Source organism: Haladaptatus ordinarius (assembly GCF_054177595.1).
Map to the genome: position 1 here is coordinate 13165 of NZ_JBPEHH010000012.1, position 23661 is coordinate 36825.

The following is a 23661-nucleotide window of genomic DNA, read 5'->3' on the forward strand; positions in this document are numbered from 1 at the left end:
CGGTCGAACCCTCCGGACACTCATTGCGCGTTTGCAGGACGACTGACCGGAAAAGGTTTCCGTACTACAACAGCGAGTAGAGATTCAGCGCGAGGGTCGCGACCAGAAACAGCGGGAGGACGGTTCGCACGCTCCAGAGCCACGGCGTGCCGAGCGACCGGGCGATGCCACCCGCGCCGGTGTCGAACTCCGAGAGTGCGTCGACTCCGAGAATCCACCCGGTGAAGACCAGGAATCCCGCGAGACCGGCGGTGAGCATCAAATCGACGAGCGTCCCGGCGACGAAGTCGAACAGGCCGGGGTTGAACGCACAGACGGTTCCCGTGACCAACACCAGTCCCGCGAGTCCCAGCGTCGCGTTCCGGCGGGAGACGTCCTGTTCGTCGACGAGATACGCGACGGGAATTTCGAGCATGCTGATGGAACTCGACAGGGCCGCGAAGAGAATCGCGCCGAAGAACCCGACCGCGACCACTTCGCCGTACGGTACCTGCTGGAACGCACCAGCGACGCTCACGAACAGCGCGCCCGGTCCGCCACCGGCCGCCGTCTCGTCGAGGCCGCCCAACTGCGCGAACAGGAGCGGGAAGACGACCAGTCCCGCGAGGACGCCGACGCCGGTGTTCAACAGGGCGATGACGCTCCCGTCGAACGCGAGGCTGTTGTCCTCGCCGAGGTAGGAGGCGTACGTTATCATCGTCCCGACGCCGAGCGAGAGCGTGAACAAGGCCTGTCCGGCGGCGGCCCGGAGTAATCCGACCGGGTCGTTGCGAATGGGAGTCGGGTCGAAATCGAGGTAGAACGACAGCCCCGTTCCTGCACCGGGTTGCGAGACGGCCCACCCCGCGAGGACCGCGAGGAGGACGACGATGACCGGCATCATCAGTTTCGTCGCCTTCTCGATACCGCCGCGAACGCCGCCGAGGACGACGAACGCGGTCAACACAAGGAAGACGACGTGGAAGACGGCGGCCTCCGGGCCGAAGTTGATACTCTCGAAGTACGCGCCGGGTTCGCCGAAGTACGACCCCGTGAAACTCGCGGCGAAGTACCGAACGATCCACCCGCCGACGACGCTGTAGAACGAGAGCAAGACGAGGGCGGTCACGACACCGAACAGGCCGACGAAGCCCCACGACTTCGTGCCCGGTGCGAGGCGTGCGAGTGCGCCTGCTGGATTTCGGTTCGAGCGCCGTCCGATGACGAACTCCGCGAGGAGTCCGGGGACGCCGACGAGCAAGACGAGACACAGATAGACGACGAGAAAGGCGCTGCCGCCGTATTCGGCGGTCATCCACGGGAAGCGCCAGACGTTGCCGAGTCCGACCGCGCTTCCGACCGCCGCAAAGATGAAGCCCAACCGACTCGCCCAGGATTCGCGTGCCATCGCTCTGCACTCGCCCGCCGGAGAGTTATGAGAGTTTCGAGATTAGAACCGTCAAACTGCTACAATCACGACTGATGAGTCGTATCGTGGACGATTTCAGTAGGAATTCTAGATAGTATCCGCGAAAGGGGCTACGATCTTTCAGCGGCGGAGAATCCACCGGCATCACGATTGGACGAGGGAAGTATCGGGCGGCGAAAAACGAACCGCGATGGTCCACTTCGATCTGGGTTCAGAAGAACGTCATCAGACTCAGCGCGAGCGTTCCGATGACGGCGACGAACACGACGACGCGAACGTGCCAGAGCCAGATCGAGCCGAGGCTGGTGGAGGTTCCGAGACCGCGTCGGAGTTCGCTGACTGCGTCGCGTCCGTACACCCAGCCGACGAAGGTGACGGTGAGTACGACGCCGAGGGGGAGCAGAATGTTCGACGCGATGGTGTCGAACTGACCCAGCGTGTCGCTGCTGAGTGCGGATGGAATTCCGAGCAGGAAGACCAGGATGCCGATACCGACCGTGAGAACTGGTCGGCTCACGTCGTAGTTGTCGACGAAGTACGACACGACGACTTCAAGGAGGCTGATCGCCGACGAAAGGGCCGCGATGAGGAGCACAAGGAAGAACACGAATCCGATGATTCTCCCCGCTGGCAACTCCGCGAACGCCTGCGCGAGTGAAACGAAGATGGCACCAGCACCGGCTTCGCCCGGTTCGACGCTCTGGGCGAATAGGAGCGGGAAGACGACGAACCCGGCGAGCACACCGATGAAGGTGTTCAACACGACGATGCTGAGGCCGTCGCTAAACAGGTTGTCGTCGCCGTCCAAGTAGGATGCGTAGGTGATCATCGCACCCATCCCGAGCGAGAGCGAGAACAGTGCTTGCCCAACTGCGTCGGGAATGACCGACTGATAATTGTTCACGATGACGTTGAAGTCCGGACTAAGGAAGTAATCGTAGCCCGCTGCAGCGCCGTCTAGGGTGAACGCCCACGCAGCCAGTCCGAGCATGAGGATTGCGATGGACGGAACCATCACTTTGGTGCCGATTTCGATGCCTTTCTCGACGCCGAGGGCGACGATTCCGATAGCCAGCAGCATGAAAATGCCGTGGAAGAGTATCGCCCCGTTTCCTTCCGCGATCTGGCCGAAGTAGGCCTCGGGACCGCCGAAGTACGCCCCGTTCAAGCTTCCGATGATATACTGGATGACCCATCCGCCGACGACGCTGTAGTACGACAGAATCCAGAGTCCGGTGAACAGTCCGAGTACGCCGATGACGGCTGCCACTGGCCCGCCGAGGTTTCGGAAGGCGTCTACGATGTTCTTCTTGGTCTGTCGTCCGACGACGAACTCCGCGAGCATGGCTGGAAGCCCGATCACGACGGCTGCGATCAGATAGACGATGAGGAAGGCTGCACCGCCGTTCTCCCCAGCTACGTATGGGAATCGCCAGATGTTACCCAGTCCAACTGCGCTACCGACTGCGGCGAGGATGAACCCTACTCGGGATGTCCACGTCTCTCTTTGTGACATGCTTGTGCGTGCCATTCTTAACAATCAGTTATAAACGGTGCGATATATATTATCGGCCGACGGTACGAATACTGATTGTCAGGTTACGACCGAAAATTGATAGCGGAAGGTGTGAAACCACCGCTCACGAGATGGTATCAACTGGTATCGTATTGTTCGAAGACAGTTTTTGGGAGTTTCACCCCTGGTATCAATCACTTTTTGCCGGTAATCAAGCCTCGCCGTACACCGGCACCGCCGCGCCACTCGTGACGCTGGCGGCGTCACTACAGAGGAAGAGAACGACGTCAGCGATGGCCGCCGGGTCGACCCACGAATCGTGGTCCGCGTCGGGCATCATCTCCCGGTTCGCCGGGGTGTCGATGACGCTCGGCATGACCGCGTTCGCCCGCACGACGCCCGTGTTCTCCTCGGCGATGGTCTCGGTGAGGAGACGAACGCCCGCTTTCGACGCACGGTAGGGACCGTCACCCTCCCCGCCTTCGAGCGACGACCGGGCACTGACGCCGACGATGGCTCCCTCGCTGTCCTGGAGGTGCTCCAGCGCGTGTTTCGACGCCAGGAACATCGTCTTCAGGTTCACGTCGAAGAGCAGGTCAAAGGTCTCGACGTCTGTCTCATCGATGGGAGACCCACCCTTCCACGTCCCCGCGATGGTGGCGAGGTAATCGATGCCGCCGTGGTCCGAGACGACCTCGGAGACGACCGACTGCACGTCTGATTCGTCCGTGAAATCGCCGCGATAGAAGGTCACTCGTTCACCGGAGAGCAGGGCGTCGTCGTCGCCCGGTTCCACGACGTCGGTCGCACAGACCGTCGCTCCGGCGTCGTCGAACGCGGCACAGACCGCGCTTCCCAGTGCGCCGCTCGCACCCGTAACGAGCACGACGTCGTCCGTGAAATCGAACGTAGCGTTCATGCGTGCCCAGTCGTCCGCCAACCTGATAAAATCCCGTCTGTCTCGACACGCCCGCACCCGCTCTTCGGGGACGAGCGGGTGCGACGTCCCCGCCGCAAATCCGCCGGTCGATTCTTGTACCATCCGGTCGTCGAATGGCTGGGGGAGAACATGGATTACAGTGAGTTCATCGGACAGGCACAGCACCGTATGGAACTGGGGAAACAGGGCAAGGCAGTGCGAGCTATCCGAGCGACGTTGACAACGCTCGGCGAGCGACTGCAGGAGGGAGAGGCGAAAGACCTCGCCGGTCCGCTCCCGATGGAGATAGACTGGTACCTCGAAAACGCCGACTCTGGACAGCGGTTCCACTTCGACGAGTTCGTCTCTCGGGTCGCCGAACGCGAGCACGTCGACCGACAGAAAGCGATGTTCCACTCGAAGGCCATCGTCGCCCTCGTGGACGAGGTGGTGCCGGAAGGCGAGATGCGACAGGTGCGCGACCAGCTGCCAGACGAGTACGACCCGCTCTTCGAACTCGTCGGGACCGAATTCGACTGACGCTACTCGGGTCGCTTTCGTCGGACACAGCACAACAGGTTTGGGGCGGGTTACCGCCGGGCTCGGCGCGTCTCCGGACTCGGAACGTGGGTCAACAACTGCACCGCGTCGTAGATGTCGTGGGTCTTCACGACCATCTCGGCGACCTCACGCACCGTCACGTCGGTCTCGATATCGTGGCCGTAACATCGCGCGTACAGCGCCAGCCAGTCGTTGAGCGCCCGCTCCAGGTCTGCCATCTCCGACCCGTCGAACCGGGCGAACTCGCCGGTCCGACCGTCGACGTACACCGCGACGACGTCGCCGACGCCGTCTCGCAGGTACGAGAGGGCCCGTTCCTCGTCCGGCGGGTCGGCGGGGGGGTCGAACGACTCCCGGTCGGCCCGTGCGCGGTCTGCGAGGTCGGCGATTCGGTCGCGATGCTCGGTCATCCCTCGCGGAACTCGACGCCTTTGTTCCCGCGTGGGTGTTCCCACTCGGTGTCCGCGACGACTGCGCAGGTACCACACTCGACGCAGGGCTGTGTGTCGAGGCTGACGATACGCTCTTCGTTGCCGTTCGTCTGTACCGTCTCCTCGCGGTAACAGCCGCCGCCGAAGTCCTTCGCGCTGACCGGACAGGCAGCGACCGCCGCCCCGCTGGCCTCGTAGGATTCGTCACGCAACTGGATGTGTGGGTTCCCGACGTCGGTGTCGTAGGTCAGGTCACCGATTCGGTCGGCGAGGCTCTTCGGTTCGACCTCGTTTTCGTCTCTGACCGGCGTTCCGAGTTCCTCCGCGATGACCGTCGGGAGCGTGACGTAGGGCGTCTTCGTGTCCGGAATCATCGAGGAGAGGAGCGGCGAACCGTACAGTCGTTCGAGTTGTCCTTCCACGACGCCCGACCGGAGTACCGCCCGTCCGAGCGTCGAGGAGAGCAGACTGTCCGTGAGGTCCGCCGCTCGCTCGTTCTCACCGAGTTTGCCGAGGGTCTGGTACTGTTTCGGACGGAGTTTGTCCATCACGTCCTCGTCTTTCAGCTTCTGCGTGTAGAGCTGACCCGCCTGCTCGACGTTGCCGCGCATCCGCGCTTCCGCGAACGCTTCCGCGGCGAGCGCGCCAGCGCTCACGGCGTGGTTCATCCCCTTGATGATCGGTCCCTGTGCCTGCATCTGTCCGCCCGCGTCGCCCACGAGCACGAGTCGGCCGCGATGCGGTGCCGGGTGGGCGACCTTCTTCGAGTCGGGGACGAGTTTCGCGGAGTACTCGACCTCGTCGTACTGGCCGTTCAGCCACTGACCCAGCAGGGGGTGGGTGAGCAAGTTGTCGAGCAGTTCGTGCGGTTCTGCTTCCTGCGCGACGAGACTGTCGAGGTGGAAGACGGTCCCGATGGAGAGCGAGTCTCGGTTCGTGTAGAGGAAGCCACCCCCACGGACGCCCTCGAAGAGGTTACCCGAGAAGAGGTGGGCCGCGCCCGTCTCGTCCTGAACGCCGAACCGCTCTTCGATGACGTCTTCGGGCATGTCGATGACGGCCTTGACCCCCTGGAACCACTCGTCCGGTTCGTCCCAGTTCATCAAGCCCGCATCGCGGGCGAGTTCGCTGTTCACGCCGTCTGCCGCGACGATGAAGTCGGCCGTGATGGGGTCGAGTTCGTCGCTGGTGACGCCGACTATCTGTCCCTTCTCCCGGAGGAGTCCGTTCACTCGGACGCCCGTCAACAGACCACCACCGGTCTCGCTGGTCATCTCGTGGACGCGGTCGGCGAGCCACGAGTCCATCTCCCGGCGCAACACCGCGTCACACCACTCGGTGTCGTGGTCGTGGAGGCGGGTGATGTCGAACGATTTCACCTTCTCGTCGGCCACGTTGTGGATGTGATAGTCCGTAATAGGGCGTTCTGCTGCCTCGTCACGGAAGTCGGGAAACAGCGAGTCGATGGTGTAGGGGGCCGACTCCTCTGCGTAGATGAGTCCGCCGGAGACGTTCTTCGACCCGGCCTCGACACCGCGTTCGAGAACGAGCGTTTCGATTCCGTTTCGTGCGAGCGTCGCGGCCGCTGCGGCCCCGCCGGGGCCTGCGCCGACCACGACGGCTTCGTAGTGTTCGTATTCCTCAGTCATCGTCTATCAGTCGTCGTCTTCTGCTACGACTGCGCTCATTTCGCCCGCTTCGACCGCCTCGGTCAGTCGGGGAAGCACTTCGAAGAGGTCACCTTCGATGAAGTAATCGCTGAAGTCCTTGATGTCGGCGTCCGGGTCGGTGTTGATGGAGATGATGGTCTCGGATTCGTCGACCCCGACCTTGTGCTGAATCGCACCGCTGATGCCCGCCGCGATGTAGAGCGGTGGTTGAACGATCTGTCCGGTCTCGCCGAGTTGGCGTTCTTCGGTGACGTACTGTTCGACGTGCCCCTCGACGTTGTACGAGGCGGTGACGACGCCGCGTGACAGTCCGAAGTCGGCGTCGTCGAACGCGTCGACGAGGTCGAGTGCCAGTTCGATTCCCTTCGTCGGGTCGTCACCGATGCCGCGTCCGACCGCGACGATGACCTCTCGTCCGGTCAGGTCGACGCCCGTATCGAGGACGTCCCAGTCGGAGACGTCGACGCGGAACCACTCGTCGGGAAGGTCGATGTCGTGAGAGACGACCTCGCCTTCGCGCGCCGGGTCGGCTTCCATCTGGTCGAAGCTCCCCGGAATCACGGAACAGCCCTGCGGGTGGAACTCCCGGTCCGGGTTGTCGATACAGAGGATGGTCGAGTACTCGAACCCGGAGAAGTCCGGACGCTTCATGTGGAGGATGCGCTCGAATTCGACCTTCTCGCCGGGGGTACCCGTCTTCACGGGGTTGCTGATGAGTTCGTCGGTGATGGTCAGCCCCGAGCAGTCGCTCGCAAGGCCGGAGTCGAGTTCTCCCTGCACCTGCGCGGAGAGGTCGCGCCCGTTGTTCGTCGCCGGGAACAGGAAGTAGCGCGGCTTGTCGTAGTCTTTCCAGTCGGCATCGGTGCGGGCCATGTCCGCGACGATCTCCGTGTACGGCTTGTGACGGAACCGCTCCAGTCGGTCGTCGTCGTGGTACACCGCCACGTCCGCACCGAGCGTGATACACTCGTCTGCGAGTTCCTGCATGTCGTCGCCGACGAGGACTGCCACGACGCGTTCTTCGTCGCCGTAGGTCTCTGCGTACCCGTCCATCAACTCTCGTGCCTTGCCGAGCATCTCTTTCGACACGTCGAGGAGTTCGCCGCCCTGGGTCTCACAGTAGACCCACATATCGCGGTAGACGCCGTCTTCCAGCGCCCGGACGTGTTTCTTATCTACGGTCGGGTGTGTGAGACCGTCGTCTTCTTCCTCGTCCGCATCGTCCTCGGACGCTTGCTCGTCTTCCGCGTCCTCCTCGGTCGCTTCGGACTCGTCTTTCTCTTCGGCGTACTCCTCGTCCGGGTCGGCGTCCCCTGCAGCTTCGCCGTCTTCGGTCTCTTCCTGGAGTTCGTCGATTCGGGCCTGGATGACCTCTTTCGCTGTCGTTCGGTCTTTTCCTTCCTCCTCGGCGGCCAGGAGGTCGTCCAGTGCGCCGGGGTCTTTGACGGTCTTCACGTCGTCTTCGAGTTCGTCTGTGGTACGTTCGCCGGGGTCTATATCCGTCATACTCAATCACCCGCCGCGAATGGCCGCATCGTTTCGAGCACGTCGGACATCGCCTCCTCGTCGTCGGGCGTGACCATCGTGGCGTCTCGCTCTGCCGGAGCCTTCGGAATCGGGTCGACCGACGAGACGATGGTCGGAGAGCCGTCCAATCCGATGTAGTCCGGGTCGAGATTGAGCGCCGCGTGGTCCCAGGTCTTCATGTGGTCTTCGTACTCCTCGGCGCGGGCCTCCGTCTCAGCTTCGAGTTGCTTGCGCCGGAGTCGGTGGGCCGCCTTTCGGTACGACGACTCGTACTCGGGGTCGGTCACGATGAACGCCGGAAGTGGCGCTTCGACTGTCTCTATCTCGTCTTCGTCGGCTTCCACGAGACGTTTCGCGCGCACTCGACCCTCGTCTTCGTCCACTTCGAGCGCGATGACGTGCGTGATGATGGGATAGTCGAGACACCACGCCGTCTGTGGGCCGGTCTGGCCCGTCTCGCCGTCGGCGGTCTTGAATCCCGCGAAGACGAGGTCTGGTTCGCCTATCTTCTCGATACCTGCCGAGAGGGTAATCGCGGTTGCCCACGTGTCGGCGGCGGCCATCTCACGGTCGGAGAGCAGATAGAGGTCGTCAGCGTAGACGGTCATCGCCTCTCGAAGCACGTCGCTGTAGCCCGGCGGTCCCATGCTCATCGCACTCACCTGCCCCCCGTGTTTGACCTTCGTCTGGAGGGCGGCTTCGAGCGCGAACTTGTCGTTGGGGTTCATCACCGTCGGCGTCTTCCCGCGCTCCAGATGGCCGTCCTCGTCGAACGACACCTGTCCCTCACGGAAGTCCGGAACGCCCTTCGTCAACACGACGGAGTGCATTGGTACCTCCTGGCGTGGCTGTGGTTAGTATGCATGCGTCACTCCGTACCAATTCCCTCAGCCATTATTATACTGTCGGGGTACCAGTAGAGAGCCGACAGGCGAGGATTCTCCTCACTGAACCGATAGCTATCGTGTGACCGAAGCGGACGAAGACCTCGCCCCGATACTTACGCCTGTGGTGCCGGACCGTCGGAAGAACTCTGTTCTCGCTGGTGTGTCGTCTCGACCGATTCAGAAGGTCCCGACGTCTCCTGGTCGTCTTCGGATTCGTCGGTCGATTTCCGCGTCTCGGAACGAATCATCGTCATCTCGCCACGTGCACGCATCGTCCCGTCTGCGGTGGCGTTCTCGTGGAATTCGAGGTCGGTACAGGAGACGTCACCGAGCACCTCCGCACCGTCTTCGAGGACGACGGTTCCGTTGCGAGTGGTGACGTCGCCGTGGATGCGCGTCCCCGACCCGACGACGATGTCCCCACGCGCTCGGAGACTACCGAACAGTTCGGTCTCGGACCCCATCTCGATATCCTCGGCGCGGATGTTTCCGTGCAGGCGACAGGCGTCGCCGACGGTTGCAGGCGTCGAGACGCGCCACGCGTCGTCGCTGACGCGGGCGTTCCGGGGGATGATGGCCGGGTCGACCTCGGTCTCCTCTAACACTTCGTCGATGACACTCTGGGCGGCCTCTTCCTCGCCAAGTCGCAGCAGTTGCGAGAGGTAGACGAACAGGAAGACGACGGTCGGCATCGGATTGCGGATGACGATCCAGCCGTTCGCTTCGAACCCCTCGTCTATCTCCACGTCGTCGCCGATGTCGAGGTCACCGCTGACCATCAGCCGTCCGGAGACGTGAACGCGCTCGCCGAGATACGCGTCTTGTCCGACGAGCACGTCCCCGTCCACGTCGCTCCAGAGGTCCAGGCGACAGTCGGCTTCGGCTTCGATGTGGCCCCCGAACGTCGCCCGCTCGCCCGCGATAACGTTGTTTCCGCGAACGCCGAACTCCACCGTGCTCTGTGCGCCGACGATGATGTCACCGTCGGTCACGAGGTCGTGTTCTTCGACGGTCGTTCCGTCGGGAATCGAGAGTTCATCGAGTGGGTCGGAGCGGAGCGGCACATCTCCTACGAGCGAGTCACTGGTAATAAATCCTCCCGCGAGCGTCTGACGAGCGTCTGCCGTTTCCCGCGTCTCGTTCTGTAGCTTTTTTATTCGGTCGTGGCGAACGCTGGGGCATGACTACGCTTTCCTTCGACGACGAGGGTGTCGACGTCGTGTACGAGGGCACCGAATTTCGGCTCACGAAAGACCTCATCGAGGACGCGACCCAGAAATCCTACTTCGACGTGACCGACCACGAAGTGCTCAAACTGGTCGAGAAAGAACCCGCACTCGGCGGGCAAGCCCGCCGCATCGGTGACATCATCCGGTAGCGTTTTGACGGGCGAACCGAAACGGGGGAGTATGAACCTTCCAGCCGATTTCGACCATCCCGCGTGGCTGACCGCAGCGAGTACGGCGGCGTCCTACCTGCTCGTGCTCGCGGCCATGACCGTCCTGCTGTTCGGCGTTCCGTATCTCATCTTCACTGCATTGTAGTGCATCTCGGATTCGAATGCCGGTGCTGATTTTGAGTCGGGTGAGGGTTTTCTCCCTGCAGTTTACGCTCCGTCTTCGATACCACGTTCGCCGGACTGCTCGGTTTTCCTCGCGTACTTATCGCTCCGGACGTAGACCGACGGCCACTCTGTAGAAACCAAACGGGAGGTCGGTCACCGTCCAGACAGTCACGTCCGCGACGACGTCCCACGCGCCGAGCAAAGGGCGTATCAGTAGCCCGGAATCACGTCGTCGACGAGTCGGTGGTCGTGGTGGCCGTTTCACAGCGTTCGCTCGGGTTACTGGTGTGCCAGATAGTGAGGTCCGGCGTGTCGTGTCGGTCCGTATTTTCGTCTCCAACGTGCAGTGCTAACCCGAGGAGGTCACTGTCGTAGTCGGTTAGGTTAATCGACTGCCACGTCGTCCGGGTGTCGAGGCGGGCGCGCACGACGTATCGACCCTCCTCGTTACTCCAGGCACACGGGATTTTGGCCCCGCCGGGACCGCTGTCGTCACCCGCCGTCGCTTCGTGGTCGGCCCAGTAGACGAACTGGCCGTCGCGCTCGGCGAGGACGTGGACGGTTTGCGGTTCGTAAGCGCGGTTGACGACGAAAATCCGACCGAGTAGCGGGGGAGCGGACGACCCCCCGAGCGAGAGACACCCCCCACCGATTGTGGCACCGAGCGTGGTAAGCAGGTGGCGGCGGTGCATACTCGATCATCGTCAAATACTATCAAGATGTTTTCGATGTTCGAACCGGAGCGGTGGACTTTACTCCGAGACGGCTCCAAGAGACACGCTCTGAGTCCCACGTCTGCGAATACGAAACGCAAAGAAATCGAACTGCGGAAGACGACCGCTCAGGCGAACGTCTTGGAGACTTCGTCGTCCTCTTCTTCTTCCTTGATTTTCTCCTGGGCGTCGAGGAAGTCCTGCATCCTGATTTCGGTGCGGTCGTCGCGGATGGCGAACATCCCGGCCTCCGTACAGATGGCTTTGATGTCGGCACCGCTGGCGTCGCCCGTCTCGACGGCGAGCCGTTCGAAGTCAACGTCGTCGGCGGTGTTCATGTCGCGAGTGTGGATGCGGAAGATCTGCTCACGGCCCTCCTCGTTCGGGTTCGGCACCTCGATGAGGCGGTCGAACCGACCGGGGCGCAGGATGGCGCGGTCGAGCATGTCGAAGCGGTTCGTCGCCGCGATGATACGAATCTCACCGCGCTCTTCGAAGCCGTCCATCTCGGAGAGCAGTTGCATCATCGTCCGCTGGACCTCGGCGTCGCCCGACGTCTTCGAGTCGGTGCGTTTCGACGCGATGGCGTCGATTTCGTCGATGAAGATGACGGCTGGTTCGTGGTCGCGGGCGACCTGGAAGAGGTCGCGCACCAGTTTCGCACCCTCGCCGATGAACTTGTGGACGAGTTCCGACCCGGCCATCTTGATGAACGTCGCGTCGGTCTGGTTGGCGACGGCTTTCGCCAGCATCGTCTTCCCGGTGCCGGGCGGGCCGTAGAGGAGGACGCCGCTCGGCGGTTCGATGCCGACCTCTTCGAACATGCCGGGATTCTCCAGCGGCATCTCGACGGTCTCGCGGACTTCGTTCATCTGCTCTTCGAGTCCACCGATATCGGTGTAGGTTACGTCGGGGCTCTTCGTGACCTGCATCACGCGTGCTCGCACGTCGGTCTCGTCGTCGAGGGACTTGACGATAGAGAGAGAGTTGTTGACGGCGACGCGCGAGTCGGGTTCGAGGTCGTCTCGCATCTCGTCGGTCACTTCGGTAACGGCCTCTTGATTGTTACCGTGCTGTTTGATGATGACGCCCTCGTCCGTTATCTCCTGGACCGTCGCAACGAACAGCGGCGACTGTTTCAGTTTCTTGTTCTCGTGCGTGAGTCGTTCTAATTTCTGCTGGTACTTGTTGTTCTCTGCGTTCGCATCGAGAAGCTTGTCCCGCATCTCCTCGTTCTGTGATTCGAGGACTTCGAGGCGTTCTTGGAGCGCCTCTATTTGTTCCTGTTGGGACGTGCTCTCCTCGTCGTAGGGGAGATCAACGTCTTCCACAGTGTCGGTCATCAACTCCGGATAAGTGCCTGTCTCTTAAGAGGCTTCGGGTGACCGCCTTTTCGCCCCACTCTCCTCCCCCACGTCGCCATTCCCAGTAGTAATATTTCTGAATGGGAAATATTATTAGTCTGTATCCGAAATGGAGGGTTGATGAGTGCTCCAGAGCTATCACAGACGAACGAAACTCGGTTACGGGACGCTGACTCCACCGATGCGATTCGCGAACTCCCACCGAGTGCCAAGCTGGTCGCAAAGGTCTTAGAGTACAACGAGACGATGACACAGAGCGACCTCGCCGACGAGACGCTTCTCCCGCCGCGGACGGTTCGGTACGCGCTGAACCGTCTCGAAGACGAGGACCTCGTGGACTCGCGCTTTTCGTTTTCCGACGCGCGCAAGCGACTCTACACCCTCGACCTCGAATAGGCACCAGACGGCGTCTCTCGCCGGAACCGTCCGAACCTTCTTACCGGAAGACGCGACCAATCGTGGTCGTGCCTTCGACCCTTGCTTTCCACCGTCGGCTGCGTTCGCCGCTCGGTCTATTTCATCGCGTCCGGTGTAATCTTTGGGTGTTCGCGCACGAACGACACCAGGTTCGGCGCGTACGCGCCGAACGCCGGACAGCTGATTCCGTCGCCGAGGTCGGCCAGCGTGTTCTCACATGTGTAACGGGTCGGGTGGTCGAAGTAATCTATCGTCGCCGGTTCGATGTCGATGCCGAGTTGCGGCGCGCGAGCGAGCGACGCTTTCAACACCCCTTTCGGCATCGGTACTCGAATCGGTCGCCGCCCCGTCGCCCGCGCCATCACCCGGAGCATCTCGTCGACCGTGGGCGGGTTTGGGTCACAGAGCTGGTAGACCGTTCCGACGGATTCCTCGATGTCGCTCAGATAGGCTATCGCGTCCACGACGAAATCGCGGGGAACGACGTTGATTTCGTACTTCGTCGGGTCGCCGACTTTGGGTGCGAGCGCCACCGACGGTTGGGCCAGGAGCCACCGAAGGATGTAGTACGGCCCGTCGTACTTCTGTGTCTCGCCGGTGGTACTGTCGCCGACGGTTATCGCCGGACGGTAGATGGTCGCCGGCAATCCCTCTGCCATCCGCTCTTGAACCGCCACTTCTGCGAGGTACTTCGTCGTCTCGTAGTAGTTGTTGAACTGTTGGCCCTCCACGAGGTGGTCTTCGGTGAACGTCCCGTCGTAGCGCCCGCTCACGTAGCAGGTGCTCACGTACTGAAATCGTTCGAGGCTCGGACAGTCCGCCGCGAAGTCCAGCACGTTTCGCGTCCCGTCCACGTTGACGGCCATCCCGACCTCCCGACTCACGGTGAGGTCGTACACCGCCGCGAGGTGGAAGACCTCTCTGACCTCTTCTCGGACCGATTCGCCCTGTGTCCCCAGACCGAGGTCGGGACGGGTGATGTCTCCTTCGACGAGGTCTATCGCCTCCGTTGCGGATTGCGCTCGTTCGATTTCTGCGACGCGTTCTTCGGCCAGGTCTCGGTATTTCGGCTGGACGAGACAGGTGACCGATGCCCCACGACCGACCAGTCGCTCCGTCAGCGCGGAACCGAGAAAACCCGGAAATCCGGTGAGGAAAACGCGCATCTACAGCACCTCCTCGAATCGTTTGAATCCACGCATCACCGCCGTCATCGCCTTCGCGTACCACTTCGTCGGAACGGTTCGTGGGGGTGCGATGGACGTGAGACGTTGGTCGGCAACGGTCTGCGATTCCGTGTACTTCAAGATTCCCTCCGCACCGTGTCGACGGCCGATGCCGGACTCGTTCATCCCGCCCATCGGGGCATCGACGGATGCCCATATCGCCGGGTACGGGTCGTTTATCCCGACGGTACCACACTCGATTCGACGGGCCAGTTCGCGTCCGCGGTCGGTATCTGTCGTCCAGACGCTCGCGTTCAGTCCGCGGTCGGAGTCGTTCGCCAGACGAACCGCCTCGTCGGCGTCCTCGACCCGGTAGACGGCGACGACCGGCCCGAACGTCTCCTCTCGTGCCAGTGCCATCTCATCGGTGACGTCGGTGAGAATCGTCGGTTCGAAGAAGTACGGCCCGACGTCGGGGTGAGCGTTCCCGCCCGTGACGACCGTCGCCCCCTTCTCCACGGCGTCGTCGACGTGCGATTGCACTTTCTCGAGTTGCGACTCGGAGACGAGCGACCCCACTTCGACGTCGTAGTCCAGCGACGTAGCCATCGTGAGCCGTTCCGTCCGTTCGGCGAATCGCCGGCAGAACTCGTCGTACACCCCATCCTGAACGTACAGCCGCTCGAAGGAGAGACAGAGCTGGCCCGCGTTCGTGAAACAGCCCTGGACCGCCCCGTCGATCGCACGGTTCAGGTCCACGTCGTCGAGCACGAGCATGGGATTCTTGCCGCCGAGTTCGAGCGAACACTGCACGAGATTCGCTCCGGCCTGTTCGGCGACTCGTCGGCCCGTTTCGGTGCTGCCGGTGAAAGACACGTAGTCCACGCGCTCGATGAGCGCAGGGCCGAGTTCGCTGCCCCGCCCGGTGATGACCTGGAATACGTCGTCCGGCAGACCGGCCTCCCGGAGGAGTTCTGCGGCGAGCAGCGCCGTGTACGGCGTCTCCTCGGCTGGTTTCAACACCACGGCGTTGCCCGCGACGAGCGCGGGAATCGCGTCGGAGACGGCGAGCGTCAGGGGGTAGTTCCACGGGGCGATGACGCCGACGACGCCGACCGGATGGCGATGCTCTTCGGTCTTCGTGAGCAGTGGAATCGCCCCGTCTCGTCGCTTCGGCCGAAGATGCTCTTCGGCGCGGGTCGCGTAGTAGCGAGCGTTGGTCGCCACGTCGAGAATCTCCTCGAACGCGTCTCGGCGCGCCTTCCCGCTCTCTATCCCCATCACGTCGAGCAGTTCGTCCTGTCGGTCCAACACGAGGTCGTGGAAGCGAGAGACCACCGCCGTCCGGCGTTCGAGCGACCACGACGACCACTCGCCCTGTGCCTCGCGGGCACGCGAGACGGCAACTTCGACGTCGGACTCGGTACAGGCCGGAACGGTCCCGATTCGCTCGTCCGTGAACGGTGCACGGACGATGTGCGAACCGGTTCCACCACTCCCCTCGCCGGTGGTGACGGTCGATGACAGGTCGTCGAGTGTATCTGACTGTACGTGTTCCGTCCAGAGGGACATGGGTGAGCCAACGCAGTGGTCACGGAAATCATTTAAGCAGTGTGGACGAAGTAACTGACCAATGACACGGGTGATTCACACGGGCGATACCCACATCGGGTATCGGCAGTACCACTCGTCCGAAAGACGGGACGATTTCCTCACCGCGTTCGACCGGGTCGTAGACGACGCCATCGAAGAAGACGTCGACGCCGTCGTCCACGCTGGCGACCTGTTTCACGACCGCCGCCCGCGACTCTCCGACCTCCACGGGACCATCTCCGTCCTCCGGAAGCTTCGACGGGCAGACATCCCGTTTCTCGCTATCGTCGGCAACCACGAGAGCACGCGCGGCGACCAGTGGCTCGACCTCTTCGAGACGCTAGGGCTCGCGACGCGACTCGGCTCAGACCCGGTCGTGCTGGGTGATACCGCGTTCTACGGCCTGGACCACGTTCCGCTGTCGAAGCGGGACGACCTCGAATACGACTTTACCCCCTACGAACAGGAGCACGCCGCCCTCGTCGCTCACGGACTCTTCCAGCCGTTCGAGTTCGGCAACTGGGACGCAGAACTCGTACTGACCGAAGCGTCGGTGACGTTCGACGCGATGCTCCTCGGCGACAACCACCAGCACAGCAAGGAACGAGTCGGGGAGACGTGGGTCACCTACTGTGGTTCGACCGAGCGTGCGAGCGCGAGCGAGCGCGACGACCGCGGCTACAACATCGTCACGTTCGACGGCGACACCACCATCACGCGGCGGGGCATCCCGACGCGTAACTTCGCGTTCGTCTCGGTCGAACTCGCGGACAACGAGGGAATCGACCGCGTCCGCGAGGCGATTCGGGAGCACGACGTGGACGACGCTGTCGTGCTCGTCACTCTCTCGGGCGACGGCGAGGACGTTACGCCCGCCCGCGTCGAGGAGTTCGCGCTGGAGGAAGGCGCACTCGTCGCCAGAGTGAACGACCGCCGGGACGTCGAAGCGGAGTCGGGAGACATCTCGGTTTCGTTCGCAGACCCCGACGATGCGGTCCAAGAGCGCGTCCGAGAGATGGGCCTCAGCGAGACGGCCTACGACGTGGACGAAATCGTCCGAGCGAGCAAAGTGGCGGACTCGAACGTCCGTGCTGCCGTGGAAGAACACGTCTCCGACCGCATCGAAGCGGGAACCGCCGCGTTCGAACCGGCGTCCGACGCCACAGAGGACGAGGAGATGGAAGACGAATCGGCGGCCGAGACCGCTGACGCGGACGAATCGACCTCCGCGCACGAGGCAGACGGGGCGGACGAATCGGCCGAAGCAGACGAATCGGACGGACCGGACGAGTTGGACGACCCGGATGAATCCGACGGAACGACCTCCCCCGAAGGCGACCAGAGTGGAGAACGGGTCGGTGCTGACGGACAGATTTCGATGGAGGATTACCTGTGAGATTCGACCGGATTCGGCTCTCGAATTTCAAGTGCTACGAGGACGCCGACCTGGAACTGGACGCGGGTGTCACCGTCATCCACGGACTCAACGGGAGCGGCAAGTCGTCCCTGCTCGAAGCGTGCTTTTTCGCGCTCTACGGTGCGCGAGCACTCGACCGGACGCTAGACGACGTCGTCACCATCGGTGCCGACGACGCGGAGGTCGACCTCTGGTTCACGCACGCTGGCGGACAGTATCATCTTCATCGCCGAGTTCGCGCGACGGGTGAGACTGCCCAGACAGCGAAGTGCGTGCTGGAAACGCCGGGTGGGAGCATCGACGGTGCTCGTGACGTGCGCGAGCACGTCGTCGGTCTGTTTCGGATGGACGCCGAGGCGTTCGTCAACTGTGCTTACGTCCGACAGGGGGAAGTGAACAAACTCATCAACGCATCGCCCGCCCAGCGACAGGACATGATAGACGACCTCCTGCAACTGGGCAAACTGGAGGAGTACCGAGAACGTGCGAGTGACGCCCGCCTCGGCGTCAAGAGCGTTCTCGACGACCGGCGCGGAAGTCGCTCCGAACTCGAAGCGCAGATCGAAACGAAGGAGGAAAAGAACCTCCACGGAAGGTTGAACGACCTCGAATCGAAGCGCAACGAGACGGAATCGGAGATAGAACGGTTCGAGGAGAACCGCGATACGGCACGACAGACGCTCGAAGACGCCGAGAGCGTGCTCGAAACCTACGACGAGAAACGCGAGGAGCTGACGTCACTCTCCGAGGACATCGAGGAACTCCAGTCTGAAATCAGCGAAACGGAACGGGAACACGAACGACTTCGGAATCGCGCGAGCGAGACGAGAGAGCGAATCTCTAAACTCGAATCGACCGTCGAGAGCGCAGTCGACGAGACGGAACTCGACATCCCCTCCGAAGATGTGCTCGAGAGGCGACTCGACGAACTCGATTCGAACGGAGAGTCGGTCGCCGACGAGTTAGAAGACGCTCGCATGAAAGCGCAGATGTTCGACAATCAAGCGTCGAATCTCGCCGAGCGTGCGAACGAACTCGAATCGCGTGCGCAGGAGAAACGGGACAGGGCGGCGCGACTCGATACGGAGGTCGAAAACGCGGTGGATGAACTCGAAGACAGACGTGAGAGACTGGCGGAACTCGACGCCGAAATCGAATCGCATCGTGAGAAGTTCGCCGACGTGCCGGTCGAGTTCGGTGACGCGGACGACCACCTCGAATCACTTCGCTCCGCCCTCGCCGACCGTCGAGAGGACGGGACGGAGTATCGAGCGAAACTCCAGACGGCGAGAGAACGAGTCGCGGAAGCCGAACGACTACTCGAAGCGGGCAAATGTCCGGAGTGTGGCCAGCCGGTCGAAGAGTCGCCACACGTCGACGCGGTAGACGAAGACCGAAAGCGAGTGGCCGAACTGGAGTCGAAGGTCGAAGCGTTCCGCGAAAAGCGGGACGAACTCGAGACGAAAATCGACGACGCCGAAACGCTCGTCACGGCAGAAAATCGAGTGAGCGAGCTGCGAAACAACCGAAAGAGCGTCGAGCAGTTGGTCGAAGACCGAGAAAAAGCAGTCGAGGAAAAACGCGAACAGGCCGAGACCCTCCGCGAAGACGCAGTCGAACTGGCCTCCGACGCGGCGGAACGACGCGAGGACGCGGACGAACTCGCGTCCAAGGCCGAAACGCACCGAGAGACGGTCGTAGACCTCGAATCCGAGCAGGAATCGATAGCCGAGACGCGAGAGAAAATCGAGCGAATCCAGTCGCTTCTCGAGAAGGTCGACAACGCGGAAGACGAACTCGACCGCCTCGCCGAGAAGCGCGACCACCTCCAGGAACTGAACGACCAGCGACGCGACCGCCTCGCCGAAAAACGATCGCGCCGGAACGAACTCCGCGAGGCGTACGACGAATCCCGCGTCGAGGAAGCACGCGAGAACGAACGACGAGCGACGGAGTATCTCGAACGAGTCACGGAGGAGTTGTCGAACCTTCGAGAGCGACGGGACGACCTCATCGACCGCATCGGTGGCGTTCGGGGCGAAATCAAGGAACTCGAGGAACTGCGCGGCCGTCGTGACGAAATCGAATCGCGCGTCGAAGCGCTCCAATCCCTGTACGACGAAGCCGCCGACCTGCAGGCGATGTACGCCGACCTTCGCGCGGAACTCCGACAACGGAACGTCCGGAGTTTAGAACGGATGCTGAACGAGGTGTTCGAACTCGTCTACCAGAACGACTCCTACTCGCGTATCGCGCTCGACGGCGAGTATCGGCTGACCGTCTTCCAGAAGGACGGAGAGCCGCTGGACCCCGAACAGTTATCCGGCGGCGAACGGGCACTGTTCAACCTCAGTCTCCGCTGTGCCATCTATCGTCTCCTCTCGGAAGGTATCGAAGGAAGTGCACCCATGCCGCCGCTGATTCTGGACGAACCGACGGTGTTCCTCGATTCGGGCCACGTCTCGCAACTGGTCGAGTTGGTACAATCGATGCGCACGTTGGGGGTCGAACAGATAATCGTGGTCAGCCACGACGAGGAGTTGGTCGGGGCCGCAGACGACCTCGTCCGAGTGGAGAAGGACGCGACGACGAATCGCTCCCACGTACAGCGTGGCGATTCACTGCTCGAAGTCGCCGAGTAAGGCGTTCAGTCCCTCGTCTGCTGTGTCGGTCAGGTCGTATCCTCGGTCACCGACGACGCGACGTTCCTCGACGAGTCCGGCGGCTCGAAACTCCGCGAGCAGTCCGTGGAGGTCACTCTCGCAGAGGTCGTAGGTAGAGAGCAGTTCGCGGACGGACAGCGGTCCGCGGTCGGAGAGTTCGACCAGCAGGCCCAGCGCGCGTTCGTTCGGCACCGCAGTGAGGAGACGGCGGGGTGCAGGCGGGACTTTTCGTGCGGCGATCTCTAGCGGCGACTCACCCTCGACAGACTGGAGTCGGTCGTTTTCGAGATAGGTTTCGTCTCCCGTTCGAGGGTCACGGACGAGACTCGATTCGCCGGACTGTTTGACGAGGAGATAGCGCTTGCCCGACTCGTCGCACACGGTTCGCATAGGTTCGAATAGCGGTGGCTCGTGGTTAGTCCTTCTGGACGGCGCGATATCGCCGGTACCCGCGGGCGAACGCCACCAGTCCCACTGCGACGAGCGCGCCACCGAACAACCACCGACGCTCGAACCCGACGAGCATGAGACCGAGACTGACCGTGAACAGAGCGACGTTGAAGAGCAAGACCTGCACCCAGAACTCCTTCTGTAGCTCCGAGTCGACCTCTACCTGACTGTAATCGCGCACCGTGGGCGTGTCGATTTCGAGGTTCTCGGATGGGTCTGTGACCGTCGGTACGAGGTCGGCTTCTGGAGCGTCACCGGGGTCTTCGGAACCCTCGTCGTCGTGACCGAATCTATCGAACACCGATTCGAAAAATCGTGTGGGAAGTGAAAAGCGTTCGGAGTCGATTCAGACGTGTTTCTCTAGCGTGACCGTGCTGGATGCTTTGACCCATCCGAGCGGATTTTCGGCGTCGTAAAATACCACCCCGTCGTCCGTCTCGTAGGCCTCTATCGAACCCATGGGCTCGTTGGGAGCCGGTAGTCCGGTTTCTGCGCGGTCCAGCTTACTGTCTTCGGTGGCACGGTCAGACATTGACTTGACCTCAACTGTGCTATGAGTTAACACATATAAATCAGTTTCCCTTCCGGCGACTGGCACAAACGGGAGGGTTTTTATCGGGAAGCACCAAAAACAATCGACATGACTCAATCCGGGCTTGGTGACTTCGCGGGCGGGGACGAGCGTCCCACAGCAGAAGCCCACGCCGTAGCGGGAGCCGACGAGACGGCGGTGCAGGTCGTAGACGCCGACACCGACTGGCTTCCGGATTCGCAAGGGGAAATCGAACTGGCAGTGTCTCAGGTCGATTACACCATCGACGGACACGGCGACGACGAATCACCCATCATCCACGTCTTCGGACGAACGCCGGACGACGAACTTGAACACGTCCGCGTCGTCGGATTTCGGCCGTACTTCTACGCTCCGACAGACACGCTGGACGACGAGAAACTGAGCGACGACCGCATCACCGGCACCGAGGAGGGCTACGAGAGCATCCGCGGCGAAAAGCTGACGAAGATCTTCGGCAAGACGCCACGCGACGTGGGGAACATCCGCGACCAGTTCGACCACTACGAGGCCGACATCCTCTTTCCGAATCGATTCCTCATCGACAAGGACATCAAAAGCGGGATTCGCGTGCCGGAGCGCCGAGGGGAAGACGACGATATCGTCGTGCAAGCGGCGGAGGTAGAAGCGGCCGACGTGCAGGCGAACCTCCGCGTTCACACCTTCGACATCGAGGTCGACGACCGCTCGGGGTTCCCCGAAGACGGCGAAGAACCCATCATCTGTCTCACGAGCCACGACTCCTACCGCGACGAGTACGTCGCCTGGCTCTACGACGCACCCGGAGGCGACGCCGATGCCGATTCGCCGAACGAGCTTTCCGACTACGAACCACTCCGCGACGGGTCCGACATCGAGATACGGACCTTCGCTGAAGAGGAAGCGATGCTGGCGGCGTTTCTCGACTACATCGAAGAAACCGACCCCGACGTCCTCACGGGGTGGAACTTCGACGACTTCGACGCGCCGTACTTTTTGGACCGCCTCGAACGACTGGACGGACAACACCACGACTACGACCTCGACCACGAACGGCTCTCGCGCGTGAACGAGGTCTGGCGGAGCGACTGGGGCGGCCCGACGGTGAAAGGGCGAGTCGTCTTCGACCTGCTATACGCGTACAAACGCACCCAGTTCACCGAACTCGACTCCTATCGACTGGACGCGGTCGGTGAGACGGAACTCGGCGTCGGCAAGGAACGCTACGCTGGCGACATCGGCGACCTCTGGGAGCAAGACCCCACGCGCCTGCTGGAGTACAACGTTCGAGACGTGGAACTCTGTGTCGAACTCGACCGCAAGCAGAACATCGTCGCGTTCTGGCAGGAAGTCGCCTCGTTCGTCGGCTGTAAACTCGAAGACGCGACGACGCCCGGCGACGCGGTGGACGTGTACGTCCTACACAAGGCACACGGTCAGTTCGCGCTCCCCTCGAAAGGACAGTTCGAGGCGGAAGATTACGAAGGTGGTGCGGTGTTCGACCCCATCACGGGCGTCAAAGAGAACGTCACCGTGCTCGATTTGAAATCGCTGTATCCGATGTGCATGGTGACGCTCAACCTGTCGCCGGAGACGTCGGTCGACCCCGAGACGTACGACGGCGACACCTACGTCGCCCCCAACGGCAGCCACTTCCGGAAAGAACCCGACGGCATCGTCCGGGAAATCATCAACGAGACGCTCTCCGAGCGCGAGGAGAAGAAATCGCTCCGGAACGAACACGACCCCGACAGTGCGGAGTACGAAATCTACGACCGCCAACAAGCCGCCGTGAAGGTCATCATGAACTCCCTGTACGGCGTGCTGGGATGGGAGCGGTTCCGCCTCTACGACAAGGAGATGGGGGCGGCCATCACCGCGACCGGTCGAGAGGTCATCGAGTTCACCGAAACTGCCGCGAACGAAATCGACTACAACGTGGCCTACGGCGACACCGACTCGGTCATGCTCGAACTCGGAGGAGACATCGAAAAATCGGAAGCCATCGAGCAGTCCTTCGAAATCGAGGAGCACATCAACGCCCGGTACGAGGAGTTCGCACGCGAGGAACTCAACGCGGAGGAACATCGCTTCCAGATCGAGTTCGAGAAGCTCTACCGGCGGTTCTTCCAGGCAGGCAAGAAGAAACGATACGCAGGATACATCGTCTGGAAGGAGGGCAAGGACGTAGACGACATCGATATCACCGGGTTCGAGTACAAACGCTCGGACATCGCGCCCATCACGAAGGAAGTCCAGCGGCAAGTCATCGAGATGATCGTGACTGGAGAGGACTTAGAGGACGTAAAGACCTACGTCCACGACGTCATCGAGGACTTCCGAGAGGGGAACGTGGACCTGAACGAAGTCGCCATCCCCGGCGGCATCGGAAAGCGACTCGACAACTACGACACCGACACGGCACAGGTCCGGGGGGCGAAATACGCGAACCTGCTGTTGGGGACGAACTTCCAGCGCGGGAGCAAACCGAAGCGACTCTATCTGAAGAAAGTCCACCCGACGTTCTTCGAGCGGATGGAAGAAGAAGGATTAGACGCCCGAGCCGATACGTTGTACGGCGAGTTCAAACGCGAACAGGACGTCATCTGTTTCGAGTACGCAGATCAGGTGCCCGACGAGTTCGAGGTAGACTGGGACAAGATGCTCGACAAGACGCTCAAAGGCCCCATCGCGCGCGTGCTCGAAGCACTCGACATCTCGTGGGAAGAGGTGAAGACGGGACAACAGCAGACCGGTTTGAATAGTTTCATGTGAGTGAGGTTCGAACTGGCGAAGTGCTATAAAGAGACCACTGTTTTTACAATCTGAGAAAAGAAATTTTTCT

The 23661-nt window shown here is 61.9% G+C and carries 22 protein-coding genes; 7 read left to right on the top strand and 15 right to left on the bottom strand.

Going from position 1 to position 23661, the window contains the following annotated elements:
• Positions 1-64 precede the first annotated feature (64 nt).
• The 3 genes from ACR3FF_RS06510 to ACR3FF_RS06520 form a co-directional block, all read right to left on the bottom strand.
• On the bottom strand, positions 65-1387 hold the full coding sequence (locus ACR3FF_RS06510) for a sodium-dependent transporter (RefSeq protein WP_458187095.1): 1323 nt from the start codon (positions 1385-1387) through the stop codon (positions 65-67).
• A gap of 232 nt (positions 1388-1619) precedes the next feature.
• A complete protein-coding gene (locus ACR3FF_RS06515) occupies positions 1620-2924 on the bottom strand; it encodes a sodium-dependent transporter (protein WP_458187096.1) in 1305 nt (434 codons plus the stop codon).
• A 211-nt stretch (positions 2925-3135) separates the two neighbouring features.
• Entirely contained in the window at positions 3136-3843 is a 708-nt protein-coding gene (locus tag ACR3FF_RS06520) for an SDR family oxidoreductase (RefSeq protein WP_458187197.1), read from the bottom strand.
• A 150-nt stretch (positions 3844-3993) separates the two neighbouring features.
• On the opposite strand from ACR3FF_RS06520, the gene ACR3FF_RS06525 reads away from it, so the two are divergent.
• Positions 3994-4383, top strand: a complete 390-nt coding sequence (locus ACR3FF_RS06525; RefSeq protein ID WP_458187098.1) for a DUF2267 domain-containing protein — start codon at positions 3994-3996, stop codon at positions 4381-4383.
• A 50-nt stretch (positions 4384-4433) separates the two neighbouring features.
• Here ACR3FF_RS06525 and ACR3FF_RS06530 read toward each other — a convergent pair whose 3' ends face one another.
• From ACR3FF_RS06530 to ACR3FF_RS06550, 5 genes are all read right to left on the bottom strand, one after another.
• A complete protein-coding gene (locus ACR3FF_RS06530) occupies positions 4434-4814 on the bottom strand; it encodes a DUF8055 family protein (protein ID WP_458187100.1) in 381 nt (126 codons plus the stop codon).
• Positions 4811-6484 carry an FAD-dependent monooxygenase gene (locus ACR3FF_RS06535; protein ID WP_458187102.1) on the bottom strand — a complete coding sequence of 558 codons (1674 nt, stop codon included), beginning with the start codon at positions 6482-6484 and terminating at the stop codon, positions 4811-4813. Before ACR3FF_RS06535 ends, ACR3FF_RS06530 begins: the two co-directional genes overlap by 4 nt.
• Before the next feature lie 6 nt (positions 6485-6490).
• Positions 6491-8011, bottom strand: coding sequence for an electron transfer flavoprotein subunit alpha/FixB family protein (locus tag ACR3FF_RS06540; RefSeq protein WP_458187104.1), 1521 nt, complete (start codon positions 8009-8011; stop codon positions 6491-6493).
• Positions 8012-8013: 2 nt separating this feature from the next.
• Positions 8014-8862 (bottom strand): electron transfer flavoprotein subunit beta/FixA family protein, encoded by an 849-nt coding sequence (locus tag ACR3FF_RS06545; RefSeq protein ID WP_458187106.1) that lies wholly within the window; start codon positions 8860-8862, stop codon positions 8014-8016.
• Between the two features lie 170 nt (positions 8863-9032).
• A complete protein-coding gene (locus ACR3FF_RS06550) occupies positions 9033-9983 on the bottom strand; it encodes a polymer-forming cytoskeletal protein (protein ID WP_458187108.1) in 951 nt (316 codons plus the stop codon).
• Positions 9984-10099: 116 nt separating this feature from the next.
• Here ACR3FF_RS06550 and ACR3FF_RS06555 point away from each other — a divergent pair, with 116 nt between their 5' ends.
• Together ACR3FF_RS06555 and ACR3FF_RS06560 are read left to right on the top strand one after the other, a co-directional pair.
• Entirely contained in the window at positions 10100-10297 is a 198-nt protein-coding gene (locus ACR3FF_RS06555; RefSeq protein WP_458187110.1) for a DUF5800 family protein, read from the top strand.
• 31 nt (positions 10298-10328) lie between these two features.
• Entirely contained in the window at positions 10329-10463 is a 135-nt protein-coding gene (locus tag ACR3FF_RS06560) for a hypothetical protein (RefSeq protein WP_458187112.1), read from the top strand.
• A gap of 244 nt (positions 10464-10707) precedes the next feature.
• On the opposite strand, the gene ACR3FF_RS06565 is transcribed toward ACR3FF_RS06560, so the two are convergent.
• Together ACR3FF_RS06565 and pan1 are read right to left on the bottom strand one after the other, a co-directional pair.
• Positions 10708-11175, bottom strand: coding sequence for a hypothetical protein (locus ACR3FF_RS06565; RefSeq protein ID WP_458187114.1), 468 nt, complete (start codon positions 11173-11175; stop codon positions 10708-10710).
• 149 nt (positions 11176-11324) lie between these two features.
• Positions 11325-12539: a proteasome-activating nucleotidase Pan1 gene (pan1, locus tag ACR3FF_RS06570; RefSeq protein WP_458187116.1), complete on the bottom strand. Its 1215-nt coding sequence runs from the start codon at positions 12537-12539 to the stop codon at positions 11325-11327.
• 141 nt (positions 12540-12680) lie between these two features.
• Here pan1 and ACR3FF_RS06575 point away from each other — a divergent pair, with 141 nt between their 5' ends.
• Complete coding sequence (locus ACR3FF_RS06575; protein ID WP_458187118.1) at positions 12681-12956, top strand: MarR family transcriptional regulator; 276 nt, start codon at positions 12681-12683, stop codon at positions 12954-12956.
• Between the two features lie 116 nt (positions 12957-13072).
• Here ACR3FF_RS06575 and ACR3FF_RS06580 read toward each other — a convergent pair whose 3' ends face one another.
• On the bottom strand, positions 13073-14143 hold the full coding sequence (locus ACR3FF_RS06580) for an SDR family oxidoreductase (protein ID WP_458187119.1): 1071 nt from the start codon (positions 14141-14143) through the stop codon (positions 13073-13075).
• Positions 14144-15715, bottom strand: a complete 1572-nt coding sequence (locus ACR3FF_RS06585; RefSeq protein ID WP_458187121.1) for a succinic semialdehyde dehydrogenase — start codon at positions 15713-15715, stop codon at positions 14144-14146.
• A 61-nt stretch (positions 15716-15776) separates the two neighbouring features.
• On the opposite strand from ACR3FF_RS06585, the gene mre11 reads away from it, so the two are divergent.
• Together mre11 and rad50 are read left to right on the top strand one after the other, a co-directional pair.
• On the top strand, positions 15777-17132 hold the full coding sequence (gene mre11, locus ACR3FF_RS06590) for a DNA double-strand break repair protein Mre11 (protein ID WP_458187123.1): 1356 nt from the start codon (positions 15777-15779) through the stop codon (positions 17130-17132).
• Positions 17129-19795, top strand: coding sequence for a DNA double-strand break repair ATPase Rad50 (gene rad50, locus ACR3FF_RS06595; RefSeq protein WP_458187124.1), 2667 nt, complete (start codon positions 17129-17131; stop codon positions 19793-19795). The genes mre11 and rad50 overlap by 4 nt, the downstream gene beginning before the upstream one ends.
• Here rad50 and ACR3FF_RS06600 read toward each other — a convergent pair.
• The 3 genes from ACR3FF_RS06600 to ACR3FF_RS06610 are packed head-to-tail and all read right to left on the bottom strand — an operon-like array spanning position 19772 to position 20798.
• Positions 19772-20206 (bottom strand): DUF7346 family protein, encoded by a 435-nt coding sequence (locus ACR3FF_RS06600; RefSeq protein WP_458187126.1) that lies wholly within the window; start codon positions 20204-20206, stop codon positions 19772-19774. The two genes, rad50 and ACR3FF_RS06600, sit on opposite strands and share 24 nt — an antisense overlap.
• 25 nt (positions 20207-20231) lie before the next feature.
• Entirely contained in the window at positions 20232-20567 is a 336-nt protein-coding gene (locus tag ACR3FF_RS06605) for a DUF7322 domain-containing protein (RefSeq protein WP_458187128.1), read from the bottom strand.
• A gap of 45 nt (positions 20568-20612) precedes the next feature.
• Entirely contained in the window at positions 20613-20798 is a 186-nt protein-coding gene (locus tag ACR3FF_RS06610; protein ID WP_458187130.1) for a DUF7331 family protein, read from the bottom strand.
• A gap of 108 nt (positions 20799-20906) precedes the next feature.
• On the opposite strand from ACR3FF_RS06610, the gene ACR3FF_RS06615 reads away from it, so the two are divergent.
• Positions 20907-23591, top strand: coding sequence for a DNA-directed DNA polymerase (locus ACR3FF_RS06615; protein WP_458187131.1), 2685 nt, complete (start codon positions 20907-20909; stop codon positions 23589-23591).
• Positions 23592-23661: the final 70 nt, after the last annotated feature.